Source organism: Nocardiopsis sp. M1B1 (genome assembly GCF_052466615.1).
In genome coordinates this window covers 2,645,918-2,670,915 of sequence record NZ_CP196194.1, presented here as the reverse complement: position 1 = coordinate 2,670,915, position 24,998 = coordinate 2,645,918, and the positions used below count along the sequence as shown (strand labels likewise).

General features: G+C 73.3%; 23 protein-coding genes. 13 read left to right on the top strand and 10 right to left on the bottom strand.

The genetic code is table 11. The annotated features are described in order from the left end of the window. Nucleotides 1-4: 4 nt before the first annotated feature. Nucleotides 5-1,471 (bottom strand): MocR-like transcription factor YczR, encoded by a 1,467-nt coding sequence (gene yczR / locus ACSTA4_RS11405; RefSeq protein WP_248769890.1) that lies wholly within the window; start codon nt 1,469-1,471, stop codon nt 5-7. Nucleotides 1,472-1,735: 264 nt separating this feature from the next. Between yczR and yczE the strand changes: the two genes are divergently transcribed. Together yczE and ACSTA4_RS11395 are read left to right on the top strand one after the other, a co-directional pair. Next, a complete protein-coding gene (gene yczE / locus ACSTA4_RS11400; RefSeq protein ID WP_444963504.1) occupies nt 1,736-2,470 on the top strand; it encodes a membrane protein YczE in 735 nt (244 codons plus the stop codon). 551 nt (nt 2,471-3,021) lie between these two features. Further along, nucleotides 3,022-4,827: a glycoside hydrolase family 15 protein gene (locus ACSTA4_RS11395; RefSeq protein WP_416025319.1), complete on the top strand. Its 1,806-nt coding sequence runs from the start codon at nt 3,022-3,024 to the stop codon at nt 4,825-4,827. A gap of 151 nt (nt 4,828-4,978) precedes the next feature. Here the strand turns inward: ACSTA4_RS11395 and ACSTA4_RS11390 are convergent, their stop codons facing one another. Beyond that, on the bottom strand, nt 4,979-5,620 hold the full coding sequence (locus ACSTA4_RS11390; RefSeq protein ID WP_444963503.1) for a TetR/AcrR family transcriptional regulator: 642 nt from the start codon (nt 5,618-5,620) through the stop codon (nt 4,979-4,981). A gap of 119 nt (nt 5,621-5,739) precedes the next feature. Here ACSTA4_RS11390 and ACSTA4_RS11385 point away from each other — a divergent pair, with 119 nt between their 5' ends. The 4 genes from ACSTA4_RS11385 to ACSTA4_RS11370 all read left to right on the top strand — a co-directional run bounded on the left by ACSTA4_RS11385 (nt 5,740) and on the right by ACSTA4_RS11370 (nt 12,394). Further along, entirely contained in the window at nt 5,740-6,972 is a 1,233-nt protein-coding gene (locus ACSTA4_RS11385) for an RNA-guided endonuclease InsQ/TnpB family protein (RefSeq protein WP_444963502.1), read from the top strand. Nucleotides 6,973-7,117: 145 nt separating this feature from the next. Next, entirely contained in the window at nt 7,118-8,164 is a 1,047-nt protein-coding gene (locus tag ACSTA4_RS11380) for a medium chain dehydrogenase/reductase family protein (RefSeq protein ID WP_444963501.1), read from the top strand. A gap of 172 nt (nt 8,165-8,336) precedes the next feature. Next, complete coding sequence (locus ACSTA4_RS11375) at nt 8,337-9,008, top strand: uracil-DNA glycosylase (RefSeq protein ID WP_444963500.1); 672 nt, start codon at nt 8,337-8,339, stop codon at nt 9,006-9,008. A gap of 137 nt (nt 9,009-9,145) precedes the next feature. After that, on the top strand, nt 9,146-12,394 hold the full coding sequence (locus tag ACSTA4_RS11370; protein WP_444963499.1) for an NACHT domain-containing protein: 3,249 nt from the start codon (nt 9,146-9,148) through the stop codon (nt 12,392-12,394). A gap of 61 nt (nt 12,395-12,455) precedes the next feature. On the opposite strand, the gene ACSTA4_RS11365 is transcribed toward ACSTA4_RS11370, so the two are convergent. Then, nucleotides 12,456-13,256: an SIR2 family NAD-dependent protein deacylase gene (locus ACSTA4_RS11365; protein WP_444963498.1), complete on the bottom strand. Its 801-nt coding sequence runs from the start codon at nt 13,254-13,256 to the stop codon at nt 12,456-12,458. Between the two features lie 265 nt (nt 13,257-13,521). Between ACSTA4_RS11365 and ACSTA4_RS11360 the strand changes: the two genes are divergently transcribed. Then, nucleotides 13,522-14,406, top strand: coding sequence for a sulfotransferase family protein (locus ACSTA4_RS11360; RefSeq protein WP_444963497.1), 885 nt, complete (start codon nt 13,522-13,524; stop codon nt 14,404-14,406). 131 nt (nt 14,407-14,537) lie between these two features. On the opposite strand, the gene ACSTA4_RS11355 is transcribed toward ACSTA4_RS11360, so the two are convergent. After that, nucleotides 14,538-15,131, bottom strand: coding sequence for a TetR/AcrR family transcriptional regulator (locus ACSTA4_RS11355; protein WP_444964145.1), 594 nt, complete (start codon nt 15,129-15,131; stop codon nt 14,538-14,540). Nucleotides 15,132-15,213: 82 nt separating this feature from the next. Between ACSTA4_RS11355 and ACSTA4_RS11350 the strand changes: the two genes are divergently transcribed. Next, the gene (locus tag ACSTA4_RS11350; RefSeq protein ID WP_444963496.1) at nt 15,214-16,320 is read left to right on the top strand and encodes a DMT family transporter; all 1,107 of its coding nucleotides are present in this window, start codon (nt 15,214-15,216) and stop codon (nt 16,318-16,320) included. On the opposite strand, the gene ACSTA4_RS11345 is transcribed toward ACSTA4_RS11350, so the two are convergent. Beyond that, entirely contained in the window at nt 16,268-16,798 is a 531-nt protein-coding gene (locus ACSTA4_RS11345) for a RidA family protein (RefSeq protein ID WP_444963495.1), read from the bottom strand. The two genes, ACSTA4_RS11350 and ACSTA4_RS11345, sit on opposite strands and share 53 nt — an antisense overlap. 88 nt (nt 16,799-16,886) lie before the next feature. Between ACSTA4_RS11345 and ACSTA4_RS11340 the strand changes: the two genes are divergently transcribed. Next, entirely contained in the window at nt 16,887-17,048 is a 162-nt protein-coding gene (locus tag ACSTA4_RS11340; RefSeq protein WP_274977376.1) for a hypothetical protein, read from the top strand. 39 nt (nt 17,049-17,087) lie between these two features. Here the strand turns inward: ACSTA4_RS11340 and ACSTA4_RS11335 are convergent, their stop codons facing one another. Then, entirely contained in the window at nt 17,088-17,915 is an 828-nt protein-coding gene (locus tag ACSTA4_RS11335) for an aldo/keto reductase (RefSeq protein ID WP_274978112.1), read from the bottom strand. 406 nt (nt 17,916-18,321) lie between these two features. Between ACSTA4_RS11335 and ACSTA4_RS11330 the strand changes: the two genes are divergently transcribed. Beyond that, entirely contained in the window at nt 18,322-19,503 is a 1,182-nt protein-coding gene (locus ACSTA4_RS11330) for a PucR family transcriptional regulator (protein ID WP_444963494.1), read from the top strand. Between the two features lie 21 nt (nt 19,504-19,524). On the opposite strand, the gene ACSTA4_RS11325 is transcribed toward ACSTA4_RS11330, so the two are convergent. Then, nucleotides 19,525-19,959, bottom strand: a complete 435-nt coding sequence (locus ACSTA4_RS11325) for a hypothetical protein (RefSeq protein ID WP_444963493.1) — start codon at nt 19,957-19,959, stop codon at nt 19,525-19,527. A 255-nt stretch (nt 19,960-20,214) separates the two neighbouring features. Between ACSTA4_RS11325 and ACSTA4_RS11320 the strand changes: the two genes are divergently transcribed. After that, nucleotides 20,215-20,808 carry a Dps family protein gene (locus ACSTA4_RS11320; protein WP_013152431.1) on the top strand — a complete coding sequence of 198 codons (594 nt, stop codon included), beginning with the start codon at nt 20,215-20,217 and terminating at the stop codon, nt 20,806-20,808. Between the two features lie 158 nt (nt 20,809-20,966). Continuing rightward, nucleotides 20,967-22,022 (top strand): pectinesterase family protein, encoded by a 1,056-nt coding sequence (locus ACSTA4_RS11315; RefSeq protein WP_444963492.1) that lies wholly within the window; start codon nt 20,967-20,969, stop codon nt 22,020-22,022. 124 nt (nt 22,023-22,146) lie between these two features. Here ACSTA4_RS11315 and ACSTA4_RS11310 read toward each other — a convergent pair whose 3' ends face one another. Further along, nucleotides 22,147-23,085: a MetQ/NlpA family ABC transporter substrate-binding protein gene (locus ACSTA4_RS11310; RefSeq protein WP_444963491.1), complete on the bottom strand. Its 939-nt coding sequence runs from the start codon at nt 23,083-23,085 to the stop codon at nt 22,147-22,149. A 245-nt stretch (nt 23,086-23,330) separates the two neighbouring features. Between ACSTA4_RS11310 and ACSTA4_RS11305 the strand changes: the two genes are divergently transcribed. Then, nucleotides 23,331-23,837 (top strand): winged helix-turn-helix domain-containing protein, encoded by a 507-nt coding sequence (locus tag ACSTA4_RS11305; RefSeq protein ID WP_416025347.1) that lies wholly within the window; start codon nt 23,331-23,333, stop codon nt 23,835-23,837. A gap of 63 nt (nt 23,838-23,900) precedes the next feature. On the opposite strand, the gene ACSTA4_RS11300 is transcribed toward ACSTA4_RS11305, so the two are convergent. Both ACSTA4_RS11300 and ACSTA4_RS11295 read right to left on the bottom strand, forming a co-directional pair. After that, nucleotides 23,901-24,293 carry a rhodanese-like domain-containing protein gene (locus tag ACSTA4_RS11300; RefSeq protein WP_444963490.1) on the bottom strand — a complete coding sequence of 131 codons (393 nt, stop codon included), beginning with the start codon at nt 24,291-24,293 and terminating at the stop codon, nt 23,901-23,903. Further along, nucleotides 24,290-24,826, bottom strand: coding sequence for a cysteine dioxygenase (locus ACSTA4_RS11295; protein WP_444963489.1), 537 nt, complete (start codon nt 24,824-24,826; stop codon nt 24,290-24,292). Before ACSTA4_RS11295 ends, ACSTA4_RS11300 begins: the two co-directional genes overlap by 4 nt. Nucleotides 24,827-24,998 lie beyond the last annotated feature (172 nt).

Here is a 24,998-nt window from a genome sequence, read left to right as displayed (position 1 = left end):
GCCCTCACACGTACAGCTGCCCCCGGGGCTGCGCCGGGTGGACCAGGGTCTCGGTGTAGGCGGCGGCCAGGCGCTCCACGGCGTCCACGAGCACGTCCGGCGGCTGGGTGTAGGCCAGGCGCAGGTAGCGCTCCAGGGTTCCGTCGGCGCCGAACACCGGCCCGGCTGCCGGGTGCACCCCGTGCCGGATCGCGGCCGTGGCCAGCGCGCTGGCCACGGGGTGGGGCAGGGTCGCCCACAGCACCATCCCGCCCCCGGGCACGCTGGGCCGCCAGTCGGGGAGGCGCTCGCGCAGCGCGTGCAGCAGCGCGTCGCGGTTGCGGCGCAGCTGGCGGCTGCGCTCGGCCCGGATGCGCAGCACGTCGGCGAGCAGGTGGGTGGCGGTGAGCTGGTCCAGCACCGCCCCGGCCAGGTCGAAGCGCTGCCGGGTGGCCATGAGCCGGGCCACCATCGGCGGCGTGGTGCGCACCCACCCCACCCGCAGGCCGCCCCACAGCAGCTTGGCCACCGACCCCACCGTCAGCACCCGGCCGTCGGTGTCGTGGGCGGCCACCGGCGCGGGCAGGTCGCCGGAGTCGATGGCCAGTTCGGCGACGGTCTCGTCGACGATCAGATGGGTTCCCGCCCGGCGCGCCTCGCGCACCAGGACCCGGCGCTCCTCGTCGTCCATCAGGGCGCCGGTGGGGTTGTGGAAGTCGGGGATCAGGTAGGCCAGCCGGGGTTTCCACTGGCGGAACGCGTCGACCAGGTACTCCATGTCCCAGCCCTGCGGGGTCACCCCGACCGTGCGCACCCGCGCCCCGGCCCGCCGGATGGCGTCCAGCGCGTGCGGGTAGGTGGGCGACTCCACCAGGACCTCGTCGCCGGACTGCACGAGCATGTCCACGGCCAGCGCCACGCCCTGCTGGGCGCCGTTGGTGACGAAGATCTGCTCCGGGGTGGTGGGCAGCCCGCGCTCGACGTAGCGCCGGGCGATGGCGTGCCGCAGCTCGGGCAGCCCGTAGGGGTAGTAGCCGAGCCCTCCCACGTGCGCGGCGAGCTGTTCGGCGGCCCGGAACGCGGCGGCGCGCAGCCCCTCCACCGCCGGGGGCGCGGCCACCCCCAGGTCGATGTGCTCGGCGGTGGGGACGAAGGGCGAGGGCTCGCTGGTCGCGGAGTCGGGTAGGACGGTCCAGCTGCCCGCGCCCTGTCTGCTCTCCAGGAAGCGGTTGTCGCGCAGCCAGGCGTAGGCGGCGGTGACGGTGTTGCGGCTGACCCCGAGGGCGGCGGCGAGGTCGCGTTCGGCCGGGAGGCGGGTGTTGGTGGGCACGCGGCCGTCCAGGACCAGTCCGCTGACGGCGCGGGCGATGGCCAGGTAGAAGGGGCGCTCCACGGGCGCCTCACCGATGAGGCGCGCCAGCAGACGCCCGTTGATCCGCCGGGTGCCGCCCCCGGAACGCTCCGCCGCGCGGTGAGCGCTCTGTCTCGCCATGCCGTCCCCTGCCGCCGCGTTGAAAGGGCCAGTTACCTGGATTGGCTCTTCATTCCAGGCGCCACATCCGCCACGATACCCAGGTGGCCCCCTTACTGGACCCGCGCCCGGCGCGGGAGCCACGGGGGACGGCGGACGGTCCGGCCGGGTGCCGCGTACGCTCCCGCCCCGGGCCGCCGCCACCGGCCGCGCCCCGCCGGGACCGCGTGCCCGTGCCTCCGCGCGGGTTCTCGTCCGATGATCCCAGGAAAGACAGGTGTCTCCGTGACCGCACAGCCCCGTCCCGCCCGTGACGCGGCCGCCGCCCTGCTGGGCCGGGTGCTGGTCACCCCCGCCCTGCCCCGGCCCCGGCGGCGCCGCCTGGCGCAGCTGTACGCGGGCCTGGTCCTCTACGGACTGAGCGGCGCGCTGCTGGTGCACGCGGGGCTGGGCGCGATGCCCTGGGACGTGCTGCACCAGGGGCTGTCCCGCCAGACGGGTTTGTCCATCGGCACGTGGAGCGTGCTGGTGGGCGCGATGCTGATGCTGCTGTGGATTCCGCTGCGCCAGAAGCCGGGCCTGGGCACGCTGAGCAACGTGGTCGTCGTGGGCATGACGGTGGACCTGTTCCTGTGGCTGCTGCCCGATGCGGATTCGCTGCTGGTGCGGGTGCTGCTGCTGGGGCTCGGGGTGGTGGTGTGCGCGGTCGCGACCGGCTGCTACATCGGCGCCCAGCTGGGCCCGGGCCCCCGGGACGGGCTGATGACCGGCCTGGCGGCCCGGGGGTGGTCGGTGCGCCTGGCCAGGACCGTGATCGAGGTGACCGTCGTGGTCACCGGCTTCCTCCTGGGCGGAACCGTGGGGGTGGGCACGCTGGTGTTCGCGGTGGCGATCGGGCCGCTGGCCCAGGTCTTCCTGCCCCTGATGCGCGTGCCCGATCCGGTCGCCGGGCGGCCAGGTCCCCGCCGGTCCCCAAGAGCGGAACACGGGAGTGCGCCGGGAGCCGTCCACCCGGAGTGAGCCGCCCGGGAGTGAGCCGCCCGAGAGCGGACCCGTGTGGAGGGGCGGCGGTACCGCACGGTACCGCCGGGCGCGCGGCTCCGGCGGCCCGGAGGGGTTGTGGACGCGCCGAGTATGCCCATTCCGGCTGACCTTGGCCTTCCCGTCACCGGATCTTGATCACCGCGTCATAACTTCTGGTCCAACAAACTCCCCCATTCCGCCACATACTTCGCTGCACCTGCCGGTGCACGTGCAACTGCGGGTGGCGCCCCTCCGGAGGAGAAGGGAAGATGGGGACCGCGGTGAACGGAAAGGACCGTGTTCGGGACGGTTCCTGGGCACCGGCCTTTTCGGCTGCCTTCACCTGGGCACATTACCGGGTGGAAGGCGAGCGGCGGCTGGTGCGGAGGCGGAACGTGGCCCGAACGGCGCCTGGCGGCGGTGCCGCCCCCCATGACGGGCAGGAGACGGGACCCCGGCGGGACGCGCACACGGGTGCGCGCGCGGGCGGCCGTCGCAGGACACCGCGCACCCCACGAGGCGCCGACCGCAGAGACCATGACGACCTGATGGGGGTGAGCCGCGTGCCCGGCTGGATCGAGGACTACGCAATGATCGGCGACATGCAGACCGCCGCGCTGGTCGGGCGCGACGGGTCCATCGACTGGGCGTGCCTTCCCGACTTCGACTCCTCGGCCTGTTTCGCCGCGCTGCTGGGCGACGAGCAGAACGGCTGCTGGACCCTGCGCCCCGCCGAGGGCGATCCGCGCGCCACCCGCCGCCGCTACCGGGGCGACACGCTCATCCTGGAGTCGGAGTGGGACACCCCCTCCGGATCGGTCCGGGTCATCGACTTCATGCCGCCGCGCGGCGGCGCCCCGCACATCGTGCGCATCGTCGAGGGGCTGAGCGGCTCCGTGCGCATGGAGACGACCATGCGCATCCGCTTCGACTACGGCCACGTCGTGCCGTGGGTGCACCGGACCGGGGCCGAACTGGTGGCCATCGCCGGACCCGACGCCATCTGGCTCAGCACCCCCATCCCCCTCCAGGGCCACAACTTCACCCACGACGCCACCTTCACCGTCACCGCGGGCCAGCGGGTGCCCTTCGTGATGACCTGGCACCCCTCCCAGGTGGAGGAGTCCGACCACCTGGACGCGGAGAAGGCGCTCTCGCGCACCGAGCGCTTCTGGGAGAAGTGGGTCAACCAGTGCACCTACGAGGGCCCCTACCGCGAGGCGGTGATCCGCTCCCTCATCGTGCTCAAGGCCCTGACCTACCGCCCCACCGGCGGGATCGTCGCCGCCCCCACCACCTCCCTGCCCGAGGAGATCGGCGGGGTGCGCAACTGGGACTACCGCTACTGCTGGCTGCGCGACGCCACCATCACGCTGGAGGCGATGATCCGCTCCGGCTACAAGGACGAGGCGCTGGCCTGGCGCGAGTGGCTGGTGCGGGCGATCGCGGGCGAACCCCAGCTCATGCAGATCATGTACGGCATCCGCGGCGAGCGCAGGCTCACCGAGTGGGAGGCCGAGTGGCTGCCGGGCTACGAGGCCTCCCGCCCGGTCCGGATCGGCAACGCCGCCGTGGGCCAGTACCAGCTCGACGTCTACGGCGAGGTCATGGACGTGCTGCACCTGGCCCGCCGCCACAACATCCGCGGCGGCGACTACCTGTGGGGCCTCCAGCGCTCGCTGGTCAACTACCTGGAGTGGTGCTGGGACGAGCCGGACGAGGGCCTGTGGGAGGTGCGCGGGCCGCGCCAGCACTTCGTGCACTCCAAGGTGATGGCCTGGGTGGCGGCCGACCGCGCGGTGCGCAGCATCGAGGAGTTCGGCAAGGAGGGGCCCATCGAACGCTGGAAGGCCCTGCGCGACACGATCCACGCCGAGGTGTGCGAGTACGGCTACGACCCCCAGCGCAACACGTTCACCCAGTACTACGGCAGCAAGGAGCTGGACGCGGCGCTGCTGCTGATCCCCGAGGTGGGCTTCCTGCCCTACGACGACCCGCGCGTGGTCGGCACGATCGAGGCGGTGCGCAAGGACCTGATGGTGGACGGGTTCGTGCTGCGCTACCGCACCGACCTGGACGACTCCGCCGACCAGCTGCCCGGCAACGAGGGCGCGTTCCTGGCGTGCAGCTTCTGGATGGCCAACGCGCTGCTGTCGATCGGCCGCCAGGACGAGGCCCGCGAGCTGTTCGAGCGGCTGCTGTCCCTGCGCAACGACGTGGGCCTGCTGGCCGAGGAGTGGGACCCGCGCGAGAACCGCCAGGTCGGCAACTTCCCCCAGGCGTTCAGCCACGTGCCGCTGGTGACCACCGCGCTGAACCTGTCCACCCGCCAGGGGGGATGGCGCGCCGAGTAGACCGCGCCGCCCGGCCGCCCCCGCACCGATCCGTCTCCCCCGACGCCCTCCCCCCGTCCGCTCCCGTCCCCGCCGGAGCGGACGCGCACCAGAGCGGACGCACGCCCCCGCGCTCCTGTCCCGAGTTCCCGGGACCGGTACGCGGGGGTCTTCAGTCCTCGCGGAGGCGGGCCAGCGCCGGGATCATCCGCTCGCCGATGTCCTCCGGTCCGGGGAACACCCGGGTCACGGCGCGCTGGTGGGCGAGCCCGTGCAGGCCCAGCCACAGCCCGACCGCGTCGGCGCCGGGGTCGGTGCTGGTGGAGACCCCGGCCTCGACGCAGGCGGCGAGCGCCTCACCGAGCACGCGCAGGCTCGCGTCCCCGAGGCTGACGAGGTCCTGCTCGGTCACCGAGGAGTCTCCGAGCGTGGGCATCCACAGGCCGCCGAACATGGTGCGGTAGCGCTCGGGGCGTGAGCGGGCGAAGCCGAGGTAGGCGTGGCACGTGGCGTACAGGCGCGCGCGGGGGTCGTCGCCCGCCTGCGCCACCGCCGCGTTCAGCGCCGCCTCCAGCTCGTCGAAGGCCCGGCGGACCACGGCCAGCATGATGGCGGGCTGGTCCGCGAAGTGCGGGTAGATCGACGGCGCCGCGATCCCGACGCGGCGCGCGAGGGAGCGCAGGGTGATGGCGCGCTCGTCCCCCGTCTCGTCGAGCATCTCCACCGCGGCGTCGACGATCTCCTCGCGCAGGCGGCCGCCCTGGCCCCGGCGGTTACGGGTGCGCGGCGCGGAGGCCTCCTTCGTGTCCTTCATCTGTTTGTTGGGCGTGGACACCCCGTCCTTCAGGGCGGGAAGAACACGCCCTCTCCTTTCTGTGACTTTCTGTTGGATTTGGCTCACGCGATCGCAGAGTGGTCGCTACGGTGTGTGCCATGACCAGGAAGAACGTGAAGCGGGCGTTTCGGTACCGCTTCTACCCGACCGATGTGCAGGCGGCTGAGCTGTCGCGCACGTTCGGGTGCGTGCGCCTGGTCTACAACCGCGCCCTGGCCGAACGCACCGCCGCCTGGCAGCAGCGCCGGGAGCGGGTGGGCTACTCCCACACCTCGGCCATGCTCACCGCCTGGAAGAGGACCGAGGAGCTGTCCTTCCTCGCCGAGGTCTCTTCCGTTCCGCTCCAGCAGACGCTGCGCCACCTGCACACCGCCTTTCGCAACTTCTTCGACCGCCGCGCGAAGTACCCGCGATTCAAGTCCAAGAAGACCTCCCGGGCCTCGGCGGAGTACACCGCAAGCGCGTTCCGCTACCGCGACGGCCACCTGACCCTGGCCAAAATGAGCGAACCCCTGGACATCGTGTGGTCGCGCCCCCTGCCCGAAGGAGCACGCCCCTCCACGGTCACGGTCTCGCGCGACGCGGCCGGGCGCTGGTTCGTCTCGCTGCTGTGCGAGGACACCATCGAGCAGGTCCCGGCCACTCGCGACGCGGTTGGCGTCGATGTCGGAATCACCTCGGTGGTGACCTTGTCGACGGGGGAGAAGGTGGCCAATCCCCGCCACGAGCGACGCGACCGGAAGAAGTTGGCCCGGGCGCAGCGGGCGCTGGCCCGTAAGGCCAGGGGCAGCGCCAACCGGGACAAGGCGCGTCGCAGGGTGGCGCGGGTGTGCGCCCGTATCACCGACCGGCGTCGGGACTTTTTGCACAAGCTCACCTCTCGACTCGTCCGCGAGAACCAAGCGGTCGTGATCGAGGATTTGACGGTGCGCAATCTGGTCAAGAACAGGAGGCTGTCCCGGGCGATCTCCGATGTGGCCTGGCGTGAGCTGCGCACCATGCTGGAGTACAAGTGCGCCTGGTACGGACGCGATCTGGTCGTGGTGGACCGGTTCTTCCCCTCCTCCAAGTTGTGCTCGACCCCCGGGTGCGGGTACGTGCACATGTCGTTGCCGCTGCCTGCACGGGAATGGACGTGTCCCGGTTGTGGGGTGGCCCATGACCGTGATGTGAACGCGGCGCTCAATCTCGAAGCCGCCGGGCTGGCGGTTGTTGCCTGCGGAGCTGGTGTGAGACCTCAACGGGAGTCCTCCCGGACGGGGCGACCGGCGGTGAAACAGGAAGGCCACGGGGCGACCCGTGACGAGGCGTTGGCCTCGAACCACCGGTAGGTGGTTCCGGAATCTCCCGCCTTCAGGCAGGAGAGGAAGTCAAGGTGTCACCTTACGGCTGGAAGTCGACGGGCCCGTCTTGCACCCTTGAGTTTACGCGTGTAAGTTTACGAGTGTTACCAAGACTGCTCCGACAGGAGGCCCCATGAACGCCGTCGCCGCCACCACCGCCACCCAGGTCCTGCTGCCCGGCAGGGTCGAACCCTCCGGCCTCCGGGTGCGGACCCGAGCCCTGCCCGCTCCCGGACCCGGACACGTCCTGCTGCGGATGGAGGCGACCGGGGTCTCGTTCGCCGAGCAGCAGATGCGCCGGGGCAAGTACTTCGACCAGCCCCCGTTCCCGTTCGTGCCGGGCTACGACGTCGTCGGCACCGTCGAGGCCGCCGGTCCGGGCGTGGACGCCTCCTTCGTCGGGCGCCGCTTCGCCGCCGTCACCAAGACCGGCGCCTGGGCCAGCCACCTGCTGCTGGACGCGCGCGACCTCGTGGCGGTGCCGGAGGGGACGGACCCGGCGGAGGTCGAGGCGCTGCTCGTCAACGGCATCACCGCCTGGCAGATGCTGCACCGCACGGCCCGCGTGCGACGGGGCGGCACCGTCGTCGTGCTGGGCGCCAACGGCGGCGTCGGCACGGTCCTGGTGCAGCTCGCCCGGCACGCCGGGATCACCGTGATCGGCACGGCCGCGCCGCGCCACCACGAGGCCGTGCGCGCGCTCGGCGCGACCCCCGTCGACTACCGCGACCCGCACGTGTACGACAGGATCCGGGACCTGGCACCCGAGGGCGTGGACGCGGTGTTCGACCACGTCGGCGGCGGCGGCCTGATCCGCTCGTGGCGCCTGCTGCGGCGCGGCGGCACGCTCGTCTCCTACGGCACGGCGTCGACGAAGGACGTCGAGGGCGACTCCCGGCTGCCCGTGCTCGCGCTCTTCGGCCGTCTCCTGGTGTGGAACGCCCTGCCCAACGGCCGCGGCGCCCACTTCTACAACTTCTGGGCCGGACGCGGCCGCCGCGCCGACGCCTTCCGCGCCCGCCTGCGCGAGGACCTGACCGAGGTGCTGCGGCTGCTCGCCGACGGGGTCCTGGCGCCGCGGGTGGCCGCCCGCGTCCCGCTCTCGGAGGCCTCCCGCGCGATGACCCTCGCCGAGTCCCGCACCGTCGTCGGGAAGGTCGTGCTCGTCCCCGACGCGTGAGGCCGGCGCTCCGGACGGCTCCGCCACCCGCGCCGCCGTGTCGGCGATCGGCCGGTCGGATGGACGAGACGGGCTCGCGGCTCCGCGTCCTCGGGTGAGAAACCCGGCTCCCGGGAGCGGGACGGGCCCGAAGCGGACGTGGATGTCGCCCGCTGCCGCTAGTGTTCTGGCCATGCCGAAGGACCTGAAAGAAATCATGGACAGCGGTTGGGCCGAGGCCCTGGAGCCGGTCGCGCCGCAGATCGCCGCGATGGGCGACTTCCTGCGCCAGGAGGTCTCGGAGGGCCGCACCTACCTCCCCGCCGGCGAGAACGTCCTGCGCGCCTTCAAGCAGCCCTTCGAGGACGTGCGCGTGCTCATCGTGGGCCAGGACCCCTACCCGACCCCGGGCAACGCTGTGGGCCTGAGCTTCTCGGTCGCCCCGGACGTGCGCCTGCCCGCGAGCCTGCGCAACATCTACAAGGAGATGGTCGACGACCTGGGCGTGCCCATGCCCTCCAACGGCGACCTGACCCCGTGGACCCGGCAGGGCGTGCTGCTGCTCAACAGGGTGCTGTCGGTGGAGCCGGGCAAGGCCGGTTCGCACCGGGGCAAGGGCTGGGAGGCCGTCACCGAGCAGGCCATCCGGGCGCTCGCCGAGCGCGACAAGCCGATGGTGGCGATCCTGTGGGGGCGCGACGCCCGCAACCTGCGCCCGCTGATGCCGGGCGTGCCGTGCGTGGAGTCCGCGCACCCGAGCCCGCTCTCGGCACGGAACGGGTTCTTCGGCTCGAAGCCGTTCAGCCGCGCCAACGAGATGCTCAAGGAGCAGAACTCCGACCTGGTGGACTGGGAGCTGCCCTAGCGGATCCCACCACGGGAGCACGCTCACTCCTCCCCGACCCCCGACACCCATGCTGACCTGCGGACTCGGCACCGCTCCCGGTGCCGGGTCCGACCGTGTTTCCACAACCTCCCTCGAAGCGGGAAGAGGCACCCCCGATGGCGAAACGGCTCACCTACGCGGACGCGCTCAAGATCCTCGGCCAGAACGACTCGGAGGTGATGAACCTCGCCGAGAGGCTCACGGACGGCGGACTGGGGCTGGTGGGGGTGCCCGACCTCTTCGGGCTGCGCGGGTTCCTGGTGAGCAAGGGCCGCCAGGCCATCGAGGGCATCCGGGACAAGATCAGCGGTGAGAGCCGCCTGTCCCGGACGGAGAAGATCGAGGCGGCGCACAAGGTACTGGTCGTCATCTCGTTCTTCGAGGCCGTGGAGGAGTGCATGGCCAGGGCCGAGGCGCCCTTCTCCCTGGACGCGCTCAGGCTCACCGAGGCCGAACCGTTCACGTACTTCGACTCGGCGCTCCAGGACCTGGGGGCGCTCCCCTCCCCCACCGAGGTGCACACCGAGGCCGTGGCCCCCTACGAGATCCTCCAGGTCTTCCACCTCCTCACGGGCAGCTTCAGCGACATCCTGGTGAGCCACCCCGAGGCCGTCGAACACGGTGTGGACCACGATCACCCCCTCATGACGCGGCTGGTCGACGAGGTCCCCGAGGACGCCGCCCGGCGGCTCACCGAGTACCTGCGCCAGCTCGCCGCCGAGGTCCCCGAGTTCGGCATGTGGGTGCACCTGTACGAGCACGACCGCACCCGCCAGACCCTCGCCCACGGGTTCGGGGAGCTGGGCAGACTGCTGGAGCTGGCGGGCTCCGGCCGACCGGTGGACCAGCGCAGGCGGGAACTCGCCGCCTCCTACCGGGCGGTGCTGCGCCAGCCCGTGCTGCGCTCGGAGGAGGCGTCGTCGGGGCTGGTCCTGCCCGCGCTGGAGGACGCCTACGTTGCGCCGTGCGGCCGTGTGCTGAGGGCCGGCGCACACGGCTCCCCCTCCACGGAGGAGGCGTGGCAGGAGGCCGTGCTCGTGGACGACCTCCGGCGCTTCTTCGCCCTGCACCTGATCCATTCGAGCTCCGCCGAGGCGCCCACGGTCGTCCTGGGCCACCCGGGCGCGGGCAAGTCCAAGTTCACCGAGATGCTCGCGGCCAATCTGCCCGCCGCCGACTTCCTCACCATCCGGGTGGAGCTGCGCTCGGTCCAGCCGAACGCGCCCATCCACGCGCAGATCGAGGAAGGCCTCGCCGCGACGCTCCACACCCGCGTGTCCTGGCGTGAACTCGCCGAGTCGGCGGACGGCGCGCTGCCCGTCATCATCCTGGACGGCTTCGACGAGCTCCTCCAGGCGACCGGTGTGGACCGCTCCGACTACCTGGAGCGGGTGCAGGAGTTCCAGCACAAGCAGGAGGCCCTGGGTCAACCCGTGGCGGTCATCGTCACCAGCCGCACGGTCGTGGCGGACCGGGCGCGCTTCCCCGAGGGCACCACCGTGGTCCGGCTGGAACCCTTCACCGAGGCCCAGATCGGGCAGATGGTCCGGGTGTGGAACGAAGCGAACGCGCGGACCCTGGCCTCCCGGGGCCTCGAACCGCTGACCGTCGACTCCCTCCTGCCCTACCGCGAGCTGGCCGAGCAGCCCCTGCTGCTGCTCATGCTGCTCATCTACGACGCCGGGGACAACGGTCTGCGGCGCGCCTCGCACGCCCTGTCCCACGGGGAGCTGTACGAACGGCTGCTGACGATGTTCGCCAGGCGCGAGGTGGACAAGCACCACTCCGGCCTGGGCAGGAACGACTTCGACGACGCGGTCGAGGAGGAGCTGCGCCGCCTGGAGATCGCCGCGCTGGCGATGTTCACCCGGCGCAAGCAGAGTGTGGGCGCCGACGAGCTGGACCGGGACCTCGCGGTCCTCATGCCCGACGCCGCGGTGCGCGCGACCGAGACCGACCTGCACGGACGGATCGACCCCGCCCACCAGGTGCTGGGCAGGTTCTTCTTCGTCCACGAGTCCCGGGCCAGGCGCGGCGAGGGCACCGCGAGCGTGTTCGAGTTCCTGCACGCCACCTTCGGCGAGTACCTGGTGGCCAGGGCGGTGATCGTCGCCCTGGACGAGCTGGACGCCTCACGCGCGCGCTCCTCGCGGCGCCGGGTGCGGAGCACGCGTCCCGACGACGGCGAGCTGTACGCCCTGTCCTCCTTCGCCAGCTACGCGGGCAGGGAGAAGGTCGTGGACTTCCTCGCCGAACTCCTGGAGCGGCGGTTCACCGAGGAACCGGAGGCCCGCGAGGACTACGCGCGGCTGCTCGTGGAGCTGTTCCAGGAGGCGCCCTTCCCCGCCCCCAACCGCTCCTACGGTGCCTACGAGCCCACGCGGCTGCCGCTGACCCAGCGCGAGGCCAACTACACCAGCAACCTCATGATCCTGCTGTGCCTGGTGCGCGAGGAGCCGGTGGACGCGCGCGAGCTCTTCCCGGAGGCGCACGAGCCCGACCAGACCCTCCAGGGCACCACCACGATGTGGCGCACCCTGCCCGGCGCCGAGTGGTTCAGCATCGTGTCCGTGCTCCGCGTCCGCCACCTGGACGGCTGGGAGGCCGACGGCCCCGTGACGGTCGTCGGCAGGGAGGACGGCACACCGGTCAACGTCGGGGAGTGCATGGGGTTCGAACTGCGCAAGAACAACGACGCCGTGCCCTCCGTGACCGACCCCTACGACATCTCCGTGTCCTACGACACGGTCGCCTCCCGTCTGCTCCGGTCCATGGCGATGCGCGTCAACGGCACGGCCGCGCGCTTCATGTTCGGGCTTCTGCCCTACCTGAACCACGTGTCGGAGGACCTGGGCACCTGGTACTCGGACGTCCACTCCGAGGCGGCGTGGACGGAGGCCCACGAGGTCATGCGGCTACGGCTGGAGCCCGCCGCCGAACGCCCCGGGGAGCGCCTGCACACCTACCGGCGCCTGCTCGCGCAGCGGGCCCTCGGACGCCTCGAACTGGTGGTGCTCAGGCAGGCGGCGGAGGACCTGGCCCTCGTGCCCGAGGCGTCCGCGTTCGGCACCGAACTCGTGGAGATCGTCAACCTCTACCTCAACGGTGTGCGGACGGTCGTGGTCGGACCCCAGCTCCGGGAGGAGACGGTCGTGCCGGTCCTGCGGGTCCTGGCCCCGCACACGCACGAGGACGTCTTCGAGCGGGTCCTCGGACTCGCCCGGGCCTCGTGGGCAACGGAGCACGGCCCCCGCGCCGTCGGCGGTGTCGGGCGGATCGGGGAAATCGGGGAACAGGCCGCCGACACCGTCCCCGGGCTGCGCCGGAAGCCTTCCCCGACGGGCCAGTACAACAGCGGCGGCTGAGCGCCGCCCCGACCACCGGCCGTGCCGGATTCCGGCACGGCCGAGACGGCCTTCGCCGCCCCTACCCGGCCGCGCGCACCCGCTCCACCAGGGCGGGCAGCGCCGTGCCGATGGGGTCGCGGACCACGGCGCCGGCGAAGTCGTCGTAGGGCGTGGGCTCGGCGTTGACGACGACCAGGGCGGCCCGCGCCATCATGGCCACGTCGCACAGCCCCGCCACCGGGTGGACCGTCAGCGACGTGCCCACGGCCAGGAACACGTCGCACTCGCGGGCCGCCCGGCTGGCCGCGTCGACGACCTCCGCGTCGAGCCGTTGCCCGAAGGAGATGGTGTCCGACTTCTGGATGCCCCCGCACTCCGGGCAGCGGGGGTCGGACTCCTCGTCCAGGCGCGCCAGCACCGTCCCGCTCGGCGTGCGCAGGCCGCAGGCCATGCACACCACCCGCAGCATGGTGCCGTGCACCTCGATGACCGCGTCCTCGGACGTCCCGCCCCGCTGGTGCAGGCCGTCGATGTTCTGGGTGATCAGGGCGCGCAGCCGTCCGGTGGCCTCCAGGTCGGCCAGGGCGCGGTGGGCGGCGTTGGGCCGGGCGCGCCACACCGGGTGGGTGCGGCGCTGGGCCCACACCCGGCGGCGCACGTCCGCGTCGCCCATGTAGATGTCGATGTCGGACAGGGCCTGCGCGTCCGGGTCGGTGGTCCACACCCCGTGCGGTCCGCGGAAGTCGGGGATGCCGGAGTCGGTGGACACCCCCGCCCCGGTGAGGACCGTGACGCGTTCGGCGGACTCCAGGAGTTCGGCGGCCCGTTCGAACTCCGCCGGGTCGGAGAAGGGCGCTGATTCGGTGGTCGTCGAGGCCATACCCCCCATTCTTACGCGGTCGGGGCACCGTTCGCCCCACCGCGCCCACCGCTCCGTGCGGCGCGCCCCGCGGCGCTCCGCCCCGCCGCCTCGTGCCGCCCGCCCGCCGGTGCCGTGCCGCCCCGCCCGGCCCCGCCCCGGGCCGGAACGGCGCGCGGCGCCGGTCCGACCCGGGGCGTAATCTCGGGGGTACAGGAAGGGCACGGGGGCCACATCCCTGCCGATGCACACGAGGTGGGCAAAGGGTGCGAAAATCGACACCGTCATGAAGCAGCCGTCCTACATCCTCGTGGTCAACGGGACCAAGGTCGAGCGCCCGGTGTTCGTCCTGGGCGCTCCCCACTCGGGAGTGGCCGAGGTCGCCCGTGCCCTGTCGCGCGTGCCCGGCCTGCACCTGGGCGCGGGCTCGTCGGGCGTGCTCAACGCCGTCTACGCCGTGGCCAGACGCCCCTCCCTCGCGCTGGAGAAGGTCGCCGGGACGGCGAGCCTGCTGCGCGAGGCCTACGCCGAGGCCTGGCAGCTCACGCCGCTGACCTGCCCGCGCTGTCCGGGGCCGTGGGCGCGCGTGCCCGCCAACGCCGCCGCCGAGCCGTGCGAGCACAGCGCGGAGGTGCGCCGCTACGGCGACGCCAGCCCCGACCTGCTGTTCTGCGCCACCGCCCTGCACGCGGCCTTCCCCGACGCCCTGTTCGTGCAGGTCATCCGGGACGGCCGCGACGTCATCGCGGACATGATGGAGGACGAGCGCTCGCTGGCCTGGCTCAAGCCGAGCTTCATGAAGCTCGACCACGAGTTCCCCAACCACTTCTTCGGCCTGGAGGAGGAGTCGGACCTGTCCTCGTTCACCGAGGGCTCCACCGCCGCCAAGTGCGCGATGCGCTGGCGCGGGGCGATCCGCATGTCGGCGCTGCTGCGCCGCTCCATCGGCGCCGAGCAGTTGCTGACCCTGCGCTACGAGGACGTGCACGGCGGCGAGGTGGAGGCGGCCGAGCGGCTGCGGGAGTTCACCGGGGCGCGGGTGTCGGCCTCGGAGCTGCTGACCTCGGAGTCCTGGGGCGTGGGGTCGTGGCGCGAGCGCCTGACCCGCGACCAGTACGGCGACGTGCGCGAGGTGGCGGGCACGGAGCTGTCCCGGCTCGGTTACACCTGAGCCCCGGCGGGACCGGCGCGCGCCCATGGCGGCCCCGGTCCCCTGTTCGCGGGCCCGGACGGGCTCCGGCACCACCCCTCGGGCCCCGGCCCCCGTCCGAAGCGGCTGAACACGCCCCGACCCCGGCGCCCTCAGTCGGCACCGTGCACGGTCATCAGGGCGTCCGCGGCGGCGCGGGCGGTGCGCGCGGCGTCGGCGACCCCGGTGACGTTGCGGGCCACCACGGCACCCTCGTGGAGCATGGCCAGCGCGTCGCCGAGCGCCCCCGCGTCCCGTGCCCCCGACCGCTCGGCGAGGTCGGCGTAGAGGCCGCGCAGCCACCGCTTCTGCTCCTCGGCGACGGCGCGGCCGGGGTGCTCGGGGTCGGAGAGCTCGGCGTAGGCGTTGACCATGGCGCAGCCGCGCGGGTTCTCCTCGCCCATCCACGCGTCCAGGGCGTCGAACGTGGCGGCCACCAGCTCCCTCGGGGTCCGGGCCCGCTCCAGGTAGCCGTCCAGGTAGGCGCGCCAGCGGGCGTCGCGGGCGCGCAGGTAGTGGACGACGAGCTGCTGCTTGGAGCCGAAGCGGTCGTAGATGGTCTTCTTGGTCACCCCCGCCCGCTCGGCGACCAGCTCCATGCCCACGGTGTTGATCCCGCGGGTGTAGAACAGCTCGGTCGCCACGTCCAGGACGCGGCGCGCGGCCGGGGTCAGCGGTCTCGTCGCGGTACCGGGCACGGTGCCCACCCCCTCCTTCGCGCCCCGCCGTCGGGGGCGCATCGTTCGGACTACATTGTGAGTATACCGACCGGTGTGTTTACCTGCCCGCATGGAACACACAGAGACACGCACCTCCCGTTCCGTACCGTTCCTCCTGCTCGCCGCCGGACTGGTGGTGATGTGGAGCTCCGGCTTCGTCGGCGCGGAGCTGGGCACCCGGCACGCGCCCGCGACCACGCTGCTGGCCTGGCGCTTCCTGGTCGTGGCCGCCCTGCTGGCGGGGTGGTGGCTGTGGCGCGGCCCGCGGATGCCGCGGCGGGACCTGGCCGCGCACGCCGTGCTGGGCCTGCTGGCCCAGTCCGGGTACCTGTACGGGGTGTTCGCCGCCGCGCAGGCGGGTGTGGCCGCCGGGACGAGCGCGCTGGTGGCCGCCCTCCAGCCCCTGGTGGCGACCGCGCTGGCCGTCCCGCTGCTGGGCGAGCGGGTGCGGCCGCGCCAGTTGGCGGGCCTCGCACTGGGGCTGGCCGGGGTCGGCCTGGTGGTGGGCGCGGACCTGTTCCGGTCGGGCGCGGCGCCGTGGTGGGGCTACCTGCTGCCGTTCGGGGCGATGCTGTCCCTGGTGGCCGCGACCCTGCTGGAGCGCCGCGCGCGGCCCGGGGGTTCGGTGGTGCAGGCCCTGGCGGTGCAGTGCGCGGTGAGCGCGGTGCTGTTCACGGGGCTGGCCGCGGCCACCGGAACGCTGGCCCCGCCCGCCGACCCCGGTTTCTGGGCTGCGGTGGCGTGGGTGGTGGGGCTCTCCACCCTGGGCGGTTACGGCCTGTACTGGGCCGTCCTGGCCCGCTCGGGCGTGGCCCGGGTGTCGGCCCTGCTGTACCTGACCCCGCCCACCACGCTGGTGTGGTCGTGGCTGATGTTCGGCGACCCGGTGGGCCCGGCCGCCCTGGCGGGGATGGCGGTGTGCGCGGTGGCCGTGGTGCTGGTGAGCGCCGGGGGAACCGGAAGCCGCGCCGCCCGGACGGACGCGAAGGCTACCGGCGCTCCCGGCCGGGAACCGGAGCACACGGCCGCGACCACCACGAGCACCCCCGACCGGGGACCGGAACGGCGGGCCGAGGCCGCCGCCGGTGCTCCCGCTGGGGCGCCGGAACGCGGGGCCGGTGACGCTACGGACGCTCCCGGGCCGGAAGCGGGCCGACCCCGTCCGCGGAGACGGTGACCCCGGGCCGTCCGCCCTCCTCGACCGGCTTCCACACCTGCTCCGCGAGCGGGGGCCCGCTCCCGGCCGCGTCGGGGACCACGGCGGTGCACACCACCTCCACCACGGCGTCGGGGTCCAGGAGGTCGACCACCCCCAGGACCGTCATCGGCGGGTGGAAGCGGCCCATGTGGCGCCGGTAGACCGCGCCGACGCTCTGGCTCTGGGCCCGGTAGGCCGCCATGGACGTGGTGAAGACGCGCATGTCCACCACGTGGGCGGGCGCTGCGCCCGCCGCGCGCAGCGCCTCCACCGCGTTGGCGAGCGCGCGGTCGAACTGCTCCGCCAGGCCCGTCCCGACGATCCTGCCGTCGGGACGGTACGCGCGCTGCCCACCGACGTGGACCACCCGCCCGGGGCTGACCACGAGCGCGTGGGAGGAGCCCGTCGGCTCGGCGAGGGTGAGCGGGTTGACGATCTCGTGCGGTGTGCGGCCCATCGGCGGCCCCTCCTGCCCGTGTCGCGCCCGCCGCCCGTCCCGGACGGCCCCCTTGGGAACCCGCCGCGCGTGCGGCTACGATGAGCGCATGTCGATCACTGTGCTGCTGTCCGCCCTCGCCCTCGTCGCCGCGCTGGGGGTCTTCGCCGCCATCTTCGTCGGCGGCGCCGTCTACGTCGGCCGCGTGCGCCGCAACGGCACCGAGGCCGTCCTGGCCGGGGCCCGCAGGCACCGGGAGCTGCGCGGCTAGGAGGGCCCGTCCGGGCGCCCCGGCGGGCGACGGGGAGGTTCAGGCGCCGTCGAAGTCGTCGGGGTCGGGGCCGAACCTGCTGTCGGTGTTGAGCCCGCTGATCCGGTCCATCTCCGCGCGGGAGAGCTCGAAGTCGAAGACCTGGAAGTTGGAGCGGATGCGCTCGGGGGTCACCGACTTGGGGATCACCACGTTGCCGAGCTGGATGTGCCAGCGCAGCAGCACCTGGGCGGGCGTGCGCCCGTGCTCCTCGGCGACCGCGACGACGGTCGGGTGGCCGAGCAGCTTGCCCTGCCCCAGGGGGCTCCACGCCTCGGTGACGATGCCGTGCTTGGCGTCGAAGGAGCGCATGTCCGCCTGTGTGAGCAGCGGGTGCAGCTCGATCTGGTTGACCATGGGCGTGATGCCGCCCTCCTCCATGACCCGCTCCAGGTGCGGGCGCTGGAAGTTGGACACGCCGATGGCGCGGACGCGGCCCTCGGCGTAGAGGCGCTCCAGCGCCTTCCAGGTCGGCACGTACAGGTTCCTGCGGGGCATGGGCCAGTGCACGAGGTACAGGTCCACGGTGTCCAGGTTCAGGCGGCCCAGGCTGGCCTCGAAGGCGCGCAGGGTGGCGTCGTAGCCCTGGTCGGGGTTGGCCAGCTTGGTCGTCACGAACAGCTCGCCGCGCTCCAGGCCGGAGCGGCGCAGCGCCTCGCCCACCCCCTCCTCGTTGCCGTAGGCGGCCGCGGTGTCGATGCTGCGGTAGCCCGTCTCCAGTGCGGTGGAGACGGCCGCCACGACCTCCTCCTGGGGCACCTGCCACACGCCGAAGCCCAGCTGCGGAATGCGCAGGCCATTACCCAGAGTGAGTTCTGGAACGGTCATCTGCTGCATCTGTCTCATCCCCCGTCAGCGCCGAACGGTCTGCCTTGCTCTTCCAGCGTGCGGTCTTCCCCCACCGCAGTCGCATACTGCCACGTCCGCGCGGGTCGCGGTCCCAGATGCGCCGTGACTGTGCGGGCTTTTTACCGTTCACGCCCGGTGACAGCCGACGTGTGGGGACATCCCGGACACCGAGGTCGCCGCACGGACGGAGGGAGCCCCGGCGGGAGCGGCGCGGGGTTCCCTCCGGTTTCTTCCTCTCCACCTTGGCGGCACCTCCCACGCGTCACTGTGCTCTCTCTTCTCTCCCCCTACCCCGTGGAACCGGTCGTGCCCACACGCCCTTCGCTCCCCTGTGCCCGAGGGGCCGCCGCCGATAGGCTGCCCTGGCCGTTTCGGAGGTGGGGCGATGGGACACGAACAGCGTGCCCGTGTCGGCGCCGAGCTGGCGCGGGAGCGGGCCGGGCTGGTCGAGCGCATCGTCGCCGAGGTGCACGCCGAGGTCCCGGCCTACCGCGCGCTGCACGGGTCCCAGCTCACCGAGGTGCGGGCGATCACCGGGTGGCTGATGGGCCGTTCGCTGGAGCTGTGGGCGGCCGGGGCGACGCGGCTGCCGCCGGAGGACGTGGAGCGGCTGCGCGGGATCGGCCGGTCGCGGGCGGCCGACGGGCGTTCGATCGGCGCGGTGGTGCGCGCGCACCGGGTGGGCTCGGCGGCGGCGGTGCGCCTGGTCGCCGAACTGGCCTCCGACCGGCTCGACGCCGCCGACGTGTTCGCTCTGGGCGAACTGTGGTTGACCTCGATCGACCAGATCTCCGAGAGCCTGTCCGCGGGCCACGCCGAGGCCGCGCACCGCCTGGACGCGGACCTGGAGCGGGCCCGCAGGGCCTTCCTGGACGACCTGCTGATCGGCCGACAGGCCTCGCGCGGGGCCATCCGCGACCGGGCGCGGACCCTGGGCATCGCCCCGCCCGACCCGGCTGTGCTGGTGGTGGCCGAGGCCGACGGCGGTCCCTCCGACGGGGCGCCGCGGTCGGCCGCGCTCGCCGCCGGGATGGAGCTTCTGGGCCTGGTGGAACCGGCGGGCGGCGACCCGCTGGTCACCACGCGCTCGGGACGGGTGGTGCTGCTGGTCCGCCCCGACGACGCCGACCGGGTGGCCTCCGTGCTCGGCACACGCCCCTGGCGCGGGTGCGTGCTGGAGCCGCGGGCGCTGACCGACATGTCGGCCGCCTACCGGCTGGCCGACGACGCCCTGGAGACCGCGCCCCCGCACGCCTTCGACTCCCGGGGGCTGCTCGGGACCTCCGACGCGTGCGTGCTGGCGCTGCTCAACGGCGGCCCGGTCACCCCGGCCGCGGTCCGCCGCACCGTACTGGGACCGCTGCTGGCCGAGGGCAACGCCCACCTGCTGGAGACGCTGCGGGCCTACCTGCGCGAGGGCGCGGCGACCACCGCCGCGCAGGCGCTGCACGTGCACGCCCAGACGCTGCGCTACCGGCTGCGCCGGGTGCGGGAGCTGACCGGGCACGACCCGCACCGGCCCTGGCAGCGGTTCGTGCTGGAGACCGCCTGCGCGATCGCGCCCTGACCCGCTCCCGCACGGACGGGTTCAGGGCGCCGCGGACGGCCCGGTCTCCTCCGGTGCCGCCCGGAGCAGGACCTGGTCGCGGTACTCCTGGAAGGACTCCCATCCGTCGCCGCCGTCCTCGCTCAGGAAGTCGCCGGTCGAGCAGTCGAGGGCGCGGCAGCCGAGCACCCCGGCCATCCGGAGGATGGCGGGCACGGGGTCGCCGCCGCGGACGTGGAGCATCACGCTTGTGACCGGGTCCCCGGTACCGATGTTGAGCTCCATGTCCCAGCCCTGTTCCTCGTCCCGGAGGTGGCCCCAGGCCGGATCGGACAGGTCCGCCTCGGGGAAGGCCTCGCGCAGCGTCTCCAGGAGCCGGGCCAGCGGCGCTATGGACCCGGTCCCGGGGCCCTCGGGGATGTCGTCGACGGACCTCGCGTCCGCGGGCGCCGGCGTCAGCAGCACGTCCCAGCTCATGGGACTCCTCTCTCACGGGGGTGCTCGGGCCGGACACTAGCGGGCGCCTGCGACGGTCCCGGCGCACCGGGGGCCCGGCGCGCGCCGCCCCGGGTCCGTCGGAGCACTCCGACCGGCGAAAGCACACGAAACTTACCCTCGGTTGGCGCGGGGTTAGGCCCCCGGGAGCGGTGGGTAGCCGAGACTGGCAGGCGGAGCGCGACCACCGCGCGCGCTCCCCGCGACACGGGTCACAGCGACTGGAGGGGGACCAGAGTGACGACCGCAGAGCGCAAGACCGGAGCGCCCAAGCCCAGGAGCAGCCAGCCGTGGCTGCACCAGAGCGGCGAGGAGATCCAGGAGTTCGGGACGGTCCGCCAGTTCCCGGTCGGGCTGTCCTACGACACCCGGATGTACTCGTGCCAGCGGCTCAACCAGGTGCTGTGCGACACGCGCATCCTGCACGACCTGTACAAGAAGCACCACTGGCTCATGCGCGGGCACACCTTCTACCAGCTGCACCTGCTGATGGACAAGCACGCCGGCGAGCAGACCGCGCTGATCGACGACCTGGCCGAGCGCGTGCAGACCCTCGGCGGCGTGGCGGTCGGCGACCCCAGGCACGTCGCGGAGATCACCAACATCCCGCGCCCGCCCAACGGCGCAGAGGAGGTGCCCGCGATGCTCTCCCGCCTGCTGGAGGCGCACGAGACGATCCTGGAGGACTGCCACGACGCCGCCGCGCGCACGCAGGAGCTGGGGGACGACGGCACGAACGACCTGCTGGTGTCGGACGTGATCCGCACCAACGAGCTCCAGGCCTGGTTCGTGGCAGAGCACCTGGTGGACACCCCGCTGGTGCGCACCTAGGACGGAACACACGTGACGAGGGGTCCGGCGGTCGCGCCGGACCCCTCGACGCGCTCGGGGGTTGACGGGGCGCGGCCGGGTCGGGGACAGTTCTGCAATCGGTTGCAGCACCATCGCGCCCTTGAAGCAAGCGCTTACCACAGGAGAGGGGCCTCCCCATGGTCCGCCGCAGCTCCCCCGCCGACCCCGGGTCGGGCGCCCGGCCATCCTCAGCGGAGGGCAGGGTGATCACCGTGGCCGCCGACGGCTCCGGCGACCACACCGGGGTCCAGGCCGCGGTCGATTCCGTTCCCCCGGGCGGCGCCGAACGCGTCACCATCCGCGTCGGGGCGGGCGTCTACCGCGGGCCGGTGGTGCTTCCCGAGGACAGGCCCGGGATCACCCTGCTCGGCGCGACCGGCGACCCCCGCGACGTGGTCCTCACCCACGACCGCGCGGCGGGCACCCCGAGGCCCGGCGGAGGAACCTACGGCACGTCCGGCAGCGCCAGCGTCCTCGTCCGCGGGGATGACACGCACGTCCGCGACCTGACCTTCGAGAACTCCTGGCTGCGCGAGGAGCACCCCGGCGTCACCGGGACCCAGGCGGTCGCGGTGCGCGCCACCGGGGACCGGCTGGTCTTCGACAACGTGCGCTTCCTGGGCCACCAGGACACGCTGTACGCGGACTCGCCGGACGCGGACGCCCCCGCGCGGCAGTACTACCGCGGCTGCTATGCCGAGGGCGACGTGGACTTCGTCTTCGGCCGGGCCACGGCCGTGTTCGACGGGTGCGTGTTCCACTCCCTGGACCGGGGCAGCGACACCGACAACGGCTACGTGACCGCGCCGAGCACCCGGCCCGGCCGGGAGTTCGGCTTCCTGGTCACCCGCGGCCGCTTCACCGGTGACGCTCCCGCCGGGACCGTCTACCTGGGCCGCCCGTGGGTGCCCAGCTCGCATCCGGACGCCGAGCCGCGGGTGCTGGTGCGCGACTCCTGGATGGACCGCCACTTCCGCGGGCAGGGCTGGATCGCGATGGCCTCCGGCCACGACTGGCGGCGGTTCCGGATGCTGGAGTACCGCAACTCCGGTCCAGGCGCGCTGGTCACCGCGGACCGGCCGCAGATGGACCCGGCCGAGGCGGCCCGGCACACCGCCGAGGCCTACCTGGCCGGGGACGACGGGTGGAACCCGGTGCGGGAGCGCACGGAGCGCACCGCGCGGGGACACTGACCCCGGCCCCGGCGGCCGGACACGGCGAAGGGCGGCGGAGCCGACTGCTCCACCGCCCTCGCGAACGGACGGGGTGTGCGGGCGGCGGTCCCCGTCGGGGGTCCGCCGGTACCCGTGGACCCGGCTACTCCTGGTCGGCCTCGGGGCTCTCCTCGGCGGCGTCGTCAGCGCTGGCCTCGGGGCTCTCGGCCGCGTCGTCGGCGGCGGTCTCGACGATGTTGCCCTCGGCGTCCACGGCCAGGACCACGCCCTGCCAGGACTCCTGGATGAACTCCAGGACCCGCTCGTCGTGCAGCAGCTCGGCGAGCAGCTGGACGCGCTCGTCCTCGGCGTTCTCGGCCAGGGTCACCAGGCCGTTGGCGTAGGACTCGACGTAGTCGTCGCCCTCGGGCTCCCAGGCCAGGACGTTGGACTGCTCGGGCAGGTCGACCTCGATGGCGTAGTTGCCGTTGACCACCGCGGCGTCCACGTCGGAGATCGAGCGGGGCAGCTGCGCGGCCTCCAGCGGGGTCACCGTGATGTCGCGCGGGTTGTCGACGATGTCCTTCTCGGTGGCGGACTCCCCGGCCTCGGGGTCGACGGTCACCAGGCCCTCGGCCTCCAGGATGCCCAGGGCGCGGGCGAGGTTGGCCGGGTCGTTGGGGACCGCGATCTCGGCGCCGTCGGGCAGGTCGTCGATGCTCTCGACGCTCTCGGAGTACAGGCCGAGCCGCTCGATGTGGACGTCGGTCAGGTAGGTCAGCTCGGCGTCGGGGCCGTTGGCCGTCCACTCGTTGAGGAAGGCGCGGTGCTGGAAGTAGTTGGCGTCCAGCTCACCCTCGACCAGGGCGGTGTTGGGGATGTTGTAGTCGGAGATCTCCTCGATCTCCAGGTTCAGTCCGGCCTCCTCGGCGAGGTTCTCCTCGATGAAGGCGAGGATGTCGCCGTGCGGCACCGGGCTGACGCCCACCCGCAGCACGTCCCCCTCGCCGCCGGACTCGGCGGCCTGCTCGCTGGGCGCGCCGCAGGCGGCGAGCGCCAGGGTGAGGGCGGCTGCTCCGAGTGCGGCTGGAGTCGTGCGCATGGTGCGCTCCTTCGTGATCGTGGATGGAGGATCGCGGGGACGGGCCCCGCGGCGGCCGGTACGGGTGCCGGCGAGGGTGCGGCTCCGCGGACCCTGTGGGGTACCGCGGGGCTGATCAGAGCCTAATCCACCGAATTGGTAGGAATTATCACTTCTGGGACTCCGGACACGTGGCATCGGCCACACGCGCGATATTACCTACTAAAGCGGTAGAAATTATAGGGTTATGCGCGCATCATGGTGGCATGCCCAGCGCACACAGCCCTCTCGGCGCACCACCCGCCCCCGCACCGCCCTGGAACCCGCCGCCCCCGGCCGGTGAACCCGGCTCCGAGCACTCGCTCCTCGGCGTGCTGCCGCTGCCCGACGGCGACAGGTACATGCTGGTCTACGGCGTCGTCGTGGACGAGCCGCGCGCACCCGACCGGCCGCTGCCCCGCGTGCGCGCCGGGCTGCTCGTGGACCGCGGCGCCCGCCGGGTCTGGTCCGGCGGCCGGGAGATCGAGCTGACGTACCAGGAGTACGAGCTGCTGGACTGCCTGACCGCCTCGCCCGGGCGCGCCATCCCCCGCGAGGAGCTGTTGGAGCGGGTGTGGAGCGCGCGCAGGGGACAGAGCACGCGCACGATCGACGTGCACGTCCACCGGCTGCGCCGCAAGCTCGGCCCCGCCGGGGGTCTCATCACCACCGTGCGCAGGGTCGGCTACGTCTACGAGGGGCCTCCGGCGTCGGTGTCCGCCGCCGGAGGCTGAGACGCCCGCGCGCGGCCCCGGGAGCGGGGCCGCGCGGCGCGTTCCGGGCCGGGGTCCGGGGCGTCAGCCGCCGAGCGCGGGCCCGGTGACGGGCAGCCCCCGGGCCCGCCAGGCGCGGTAGCCGCCGACCATGTCGGTGGCCCGGGACAGGCCCAGCTCCTGGAGCTGGACGGCCGCCAGGCTGGAGGCGTAGCCCTCGTTGCAGAAGAGCACGACGAGCCGGTCGGCGGAGTCGGCCTCGGGGACCCGGTCCGGGCTGGTGGGGTCCAGCCGCCACTCCAGCACGTTGCGGTCGATCACCAGCGCGCCGGGGATCTCCCCCTCGGCCTCGCGGTTGGCGGCGGGGCGGGTGTCGACCAGCAGGGCGCCCGCGCGCTGGGCCGCCAGCGCCTCGGCGGGCGAGAGCCGGTCCAGGCGGGCGCGCCCCCTCTCCAGGAGCCGTTCGACGGCGCTCACCGGCGGCCTCCCCCGGCGGACACGTCCTCCAGGGCGGGGGCGTCCGGCTCGGGGGCGGTGGTCAGGACGCTCCGGGTCCGGCGCAGCGCCCCGTCGCCGCCCACCTCGTAGTAATGCATGGCGGTCAGCGGCGGCGAGTAGGCGTGCACGCTCACGGCGGGCGATTCGGAGGCGTTGACGACGTCGTGCACGTGGCCGAGCGGGAAGCGGCCTCCCCCGCCGTCGGGCAGGGCGCGCTCGCGCAGCCCGGCGTCCCAGTACCGCTCGACCAGGTCTCCGGCGACGACCGTGAGCGCGCCGAGCGAACCCGCGTGGTCGTGCAGGCGCGTGGACTGGTCGGGGGTCCAGGAGATCAGCCAGACGTCGGTGTGGTCGTCGGCGCGCAGCCGGACCGACCAGCGGTTCCCGGCGTCGAAGCGGACCTCGTGGAGCCCCTCGCGGACCTCCCGGGCGACCTCGGCGGTCAGCTCGGACAGGCGGTCCAGGGTGAGCGGGGTGGGCGCCGCGGCGGGCGCCGCTGCGGTGTCGGTCATGGCGTGGTCCTTCGGAAGGTCGTGAGCGGTCCCCGGTCGGTCACACGGGCCGCTGACACCGCTCGTCGAAGACGGTCGCCCGCGGGTGCGGTGGTGGTGCGCTGACTGCCATGACCGCAGTTAACCACATTCCCTACTTGTTTAGTTACCTTAAGGCCGACGCGCCGCCGAG

Excerpts from the sequence above, each read along its gene's own strand:
- yczR (WP_248769890.1), bottom strand. The coding sequence starts at position 1,471 with ATGGCGAGACAGAGCGCTCACCGCGCGGCGGAGCGTTCCGGGGGCGGC.
- ACSTA4_RS11395 (WP_416025319.1), top strand. The coding sequence starts at position 3,022 with ATGGGGGTGAGCCGCGTGCCCGGCTGGATCGAGGACTACGCAATGATC.
- ACSTA4_RS11390 (WP_444963503.1), bottom strand. The coding sequence starts at position 5,620 with ATGAAGGACACGAAGGAGGCCTCCGCGCCGCGCACCCGTAACCGCCGG.
- ACSTA4_RS11385 (WP_444963502.1), top strand. The coding sequence starts at position 5,740 with ATGACCAGGAAGAACGTGAAGCGGGCGTTTCGGTACCGCTTCTACCCG.
- ACSTA4_RS11380 (WP_444963501.1), top strand. The coding sequence starts at position 7,118 with ATGAACGCCGTCGCCGCCACCACCGCCACCCAGGTCCTGCTGCCCGGC.
- ACSTA4_RS11375 (WP_444963500.1), top strand. The coding sequence starts at position 8,337 with ATGCCGAAGGACCTGAAAGAAATCATGGACAGCGGTTGGGCCGAGGCC.
- ACSTA4_RS11370 (WP_444963499.1), top strand. The coding sequence starts at position 9,146 with ATGGCGAAACGGCTCACCTACGCGGACGCGCTCAAGATCCTCGGCCAG.
- ACSTA4_RS11365 (WP_444963498.1), bottom strand. The coding sequence starts at position 13,256 with ATGGCCTCGACGACCACCGAATCAGCGCCCTTCTCCGACCCGGCGGAG.
- ACSTA4_RS11360 (WP_444963497.1), top strand. The coding sequence starts at position 13,522 with ATGAAGCAGCCGTCCTACATCCTCGTGGTCAACGGGACCAAGGTCGAG.
- ACSTA4_RS11350 (WP_444963496.1), top strand. The coding sequence starts at position 15,214 with ATGGAACACACAGAGACACGCACCTCCCGTTCCGTACCGTTCCTCCTG.
- ACSTA4_RS11345 (WP_444963495.1), bottom strand. The coding sequence starts at position 16,798 with ATGGGCCGCACACCGCACGAGATCGTCAACCCGCTCACCCTCGCCGAG.
- ACSTA4_RS11340 (WP_274977376.1), top strand. The coding sequence starts at position 16,887 with ATGTCGATCACTGTGCTGCTGTCCGCCCTCGCCCTCGTCGCCGCGCTG.
- ACSTA4_RS11335 (WP_274978112.1), bottom strand. The coding sequence starts at position 17,915 with ATGACCGTTCCAGAACTCACTCTGGGTAATGGCCTGCGCATTCCGCAG.
- ACSTA4_RS11330 (WP_444963494.1), top strand. The coding sequence starts at position 18,322 with ATGGGACACGAACAGCGTGCCCGTGTCGGCGCCGAGCTGGCGCGGGAG.
- ACSTA4_RS11325 (WP_444963493.1), bottom strand. The coding sequence starts at position 19,959 with ATGAGCTGGGACGTGCTGCTGACGCCGGCGCCCGCGGACGCGAGGTCC.
- ACSTA4_RS11315 (WP_444963492.1), top strand. The coding sequence starts at position 20,967 with ATGGTCCGCCGCAGCTCCCCCGCCGACCCCGGGTCGGGCGCCCGGCCA.
- ACSTA4_RS11310 (WP_444963491.1), bottom strand. The coding sequence starts at position 23,085 with ATGCGCACGACTCCAGCCGCACTCGGAGCAGCCGCCCTCACCCTGGCG.
- ACSTA4_RS11305 (WP_416025347.1), top strand. The coding sequence starts at position 23,331 with ATGCCCAGCGCACACAGCCCTCTCGGCGCACCACCCGCCCCCGCACCG.
- ACSTA4_RS11295 (WP_444963489.1), bottom strand. The coding sequence starts at position 24,826 with ATGACCGACACCGCAGCGGCGCCCGCCGCGGCGCCCACCCCGCTCACC.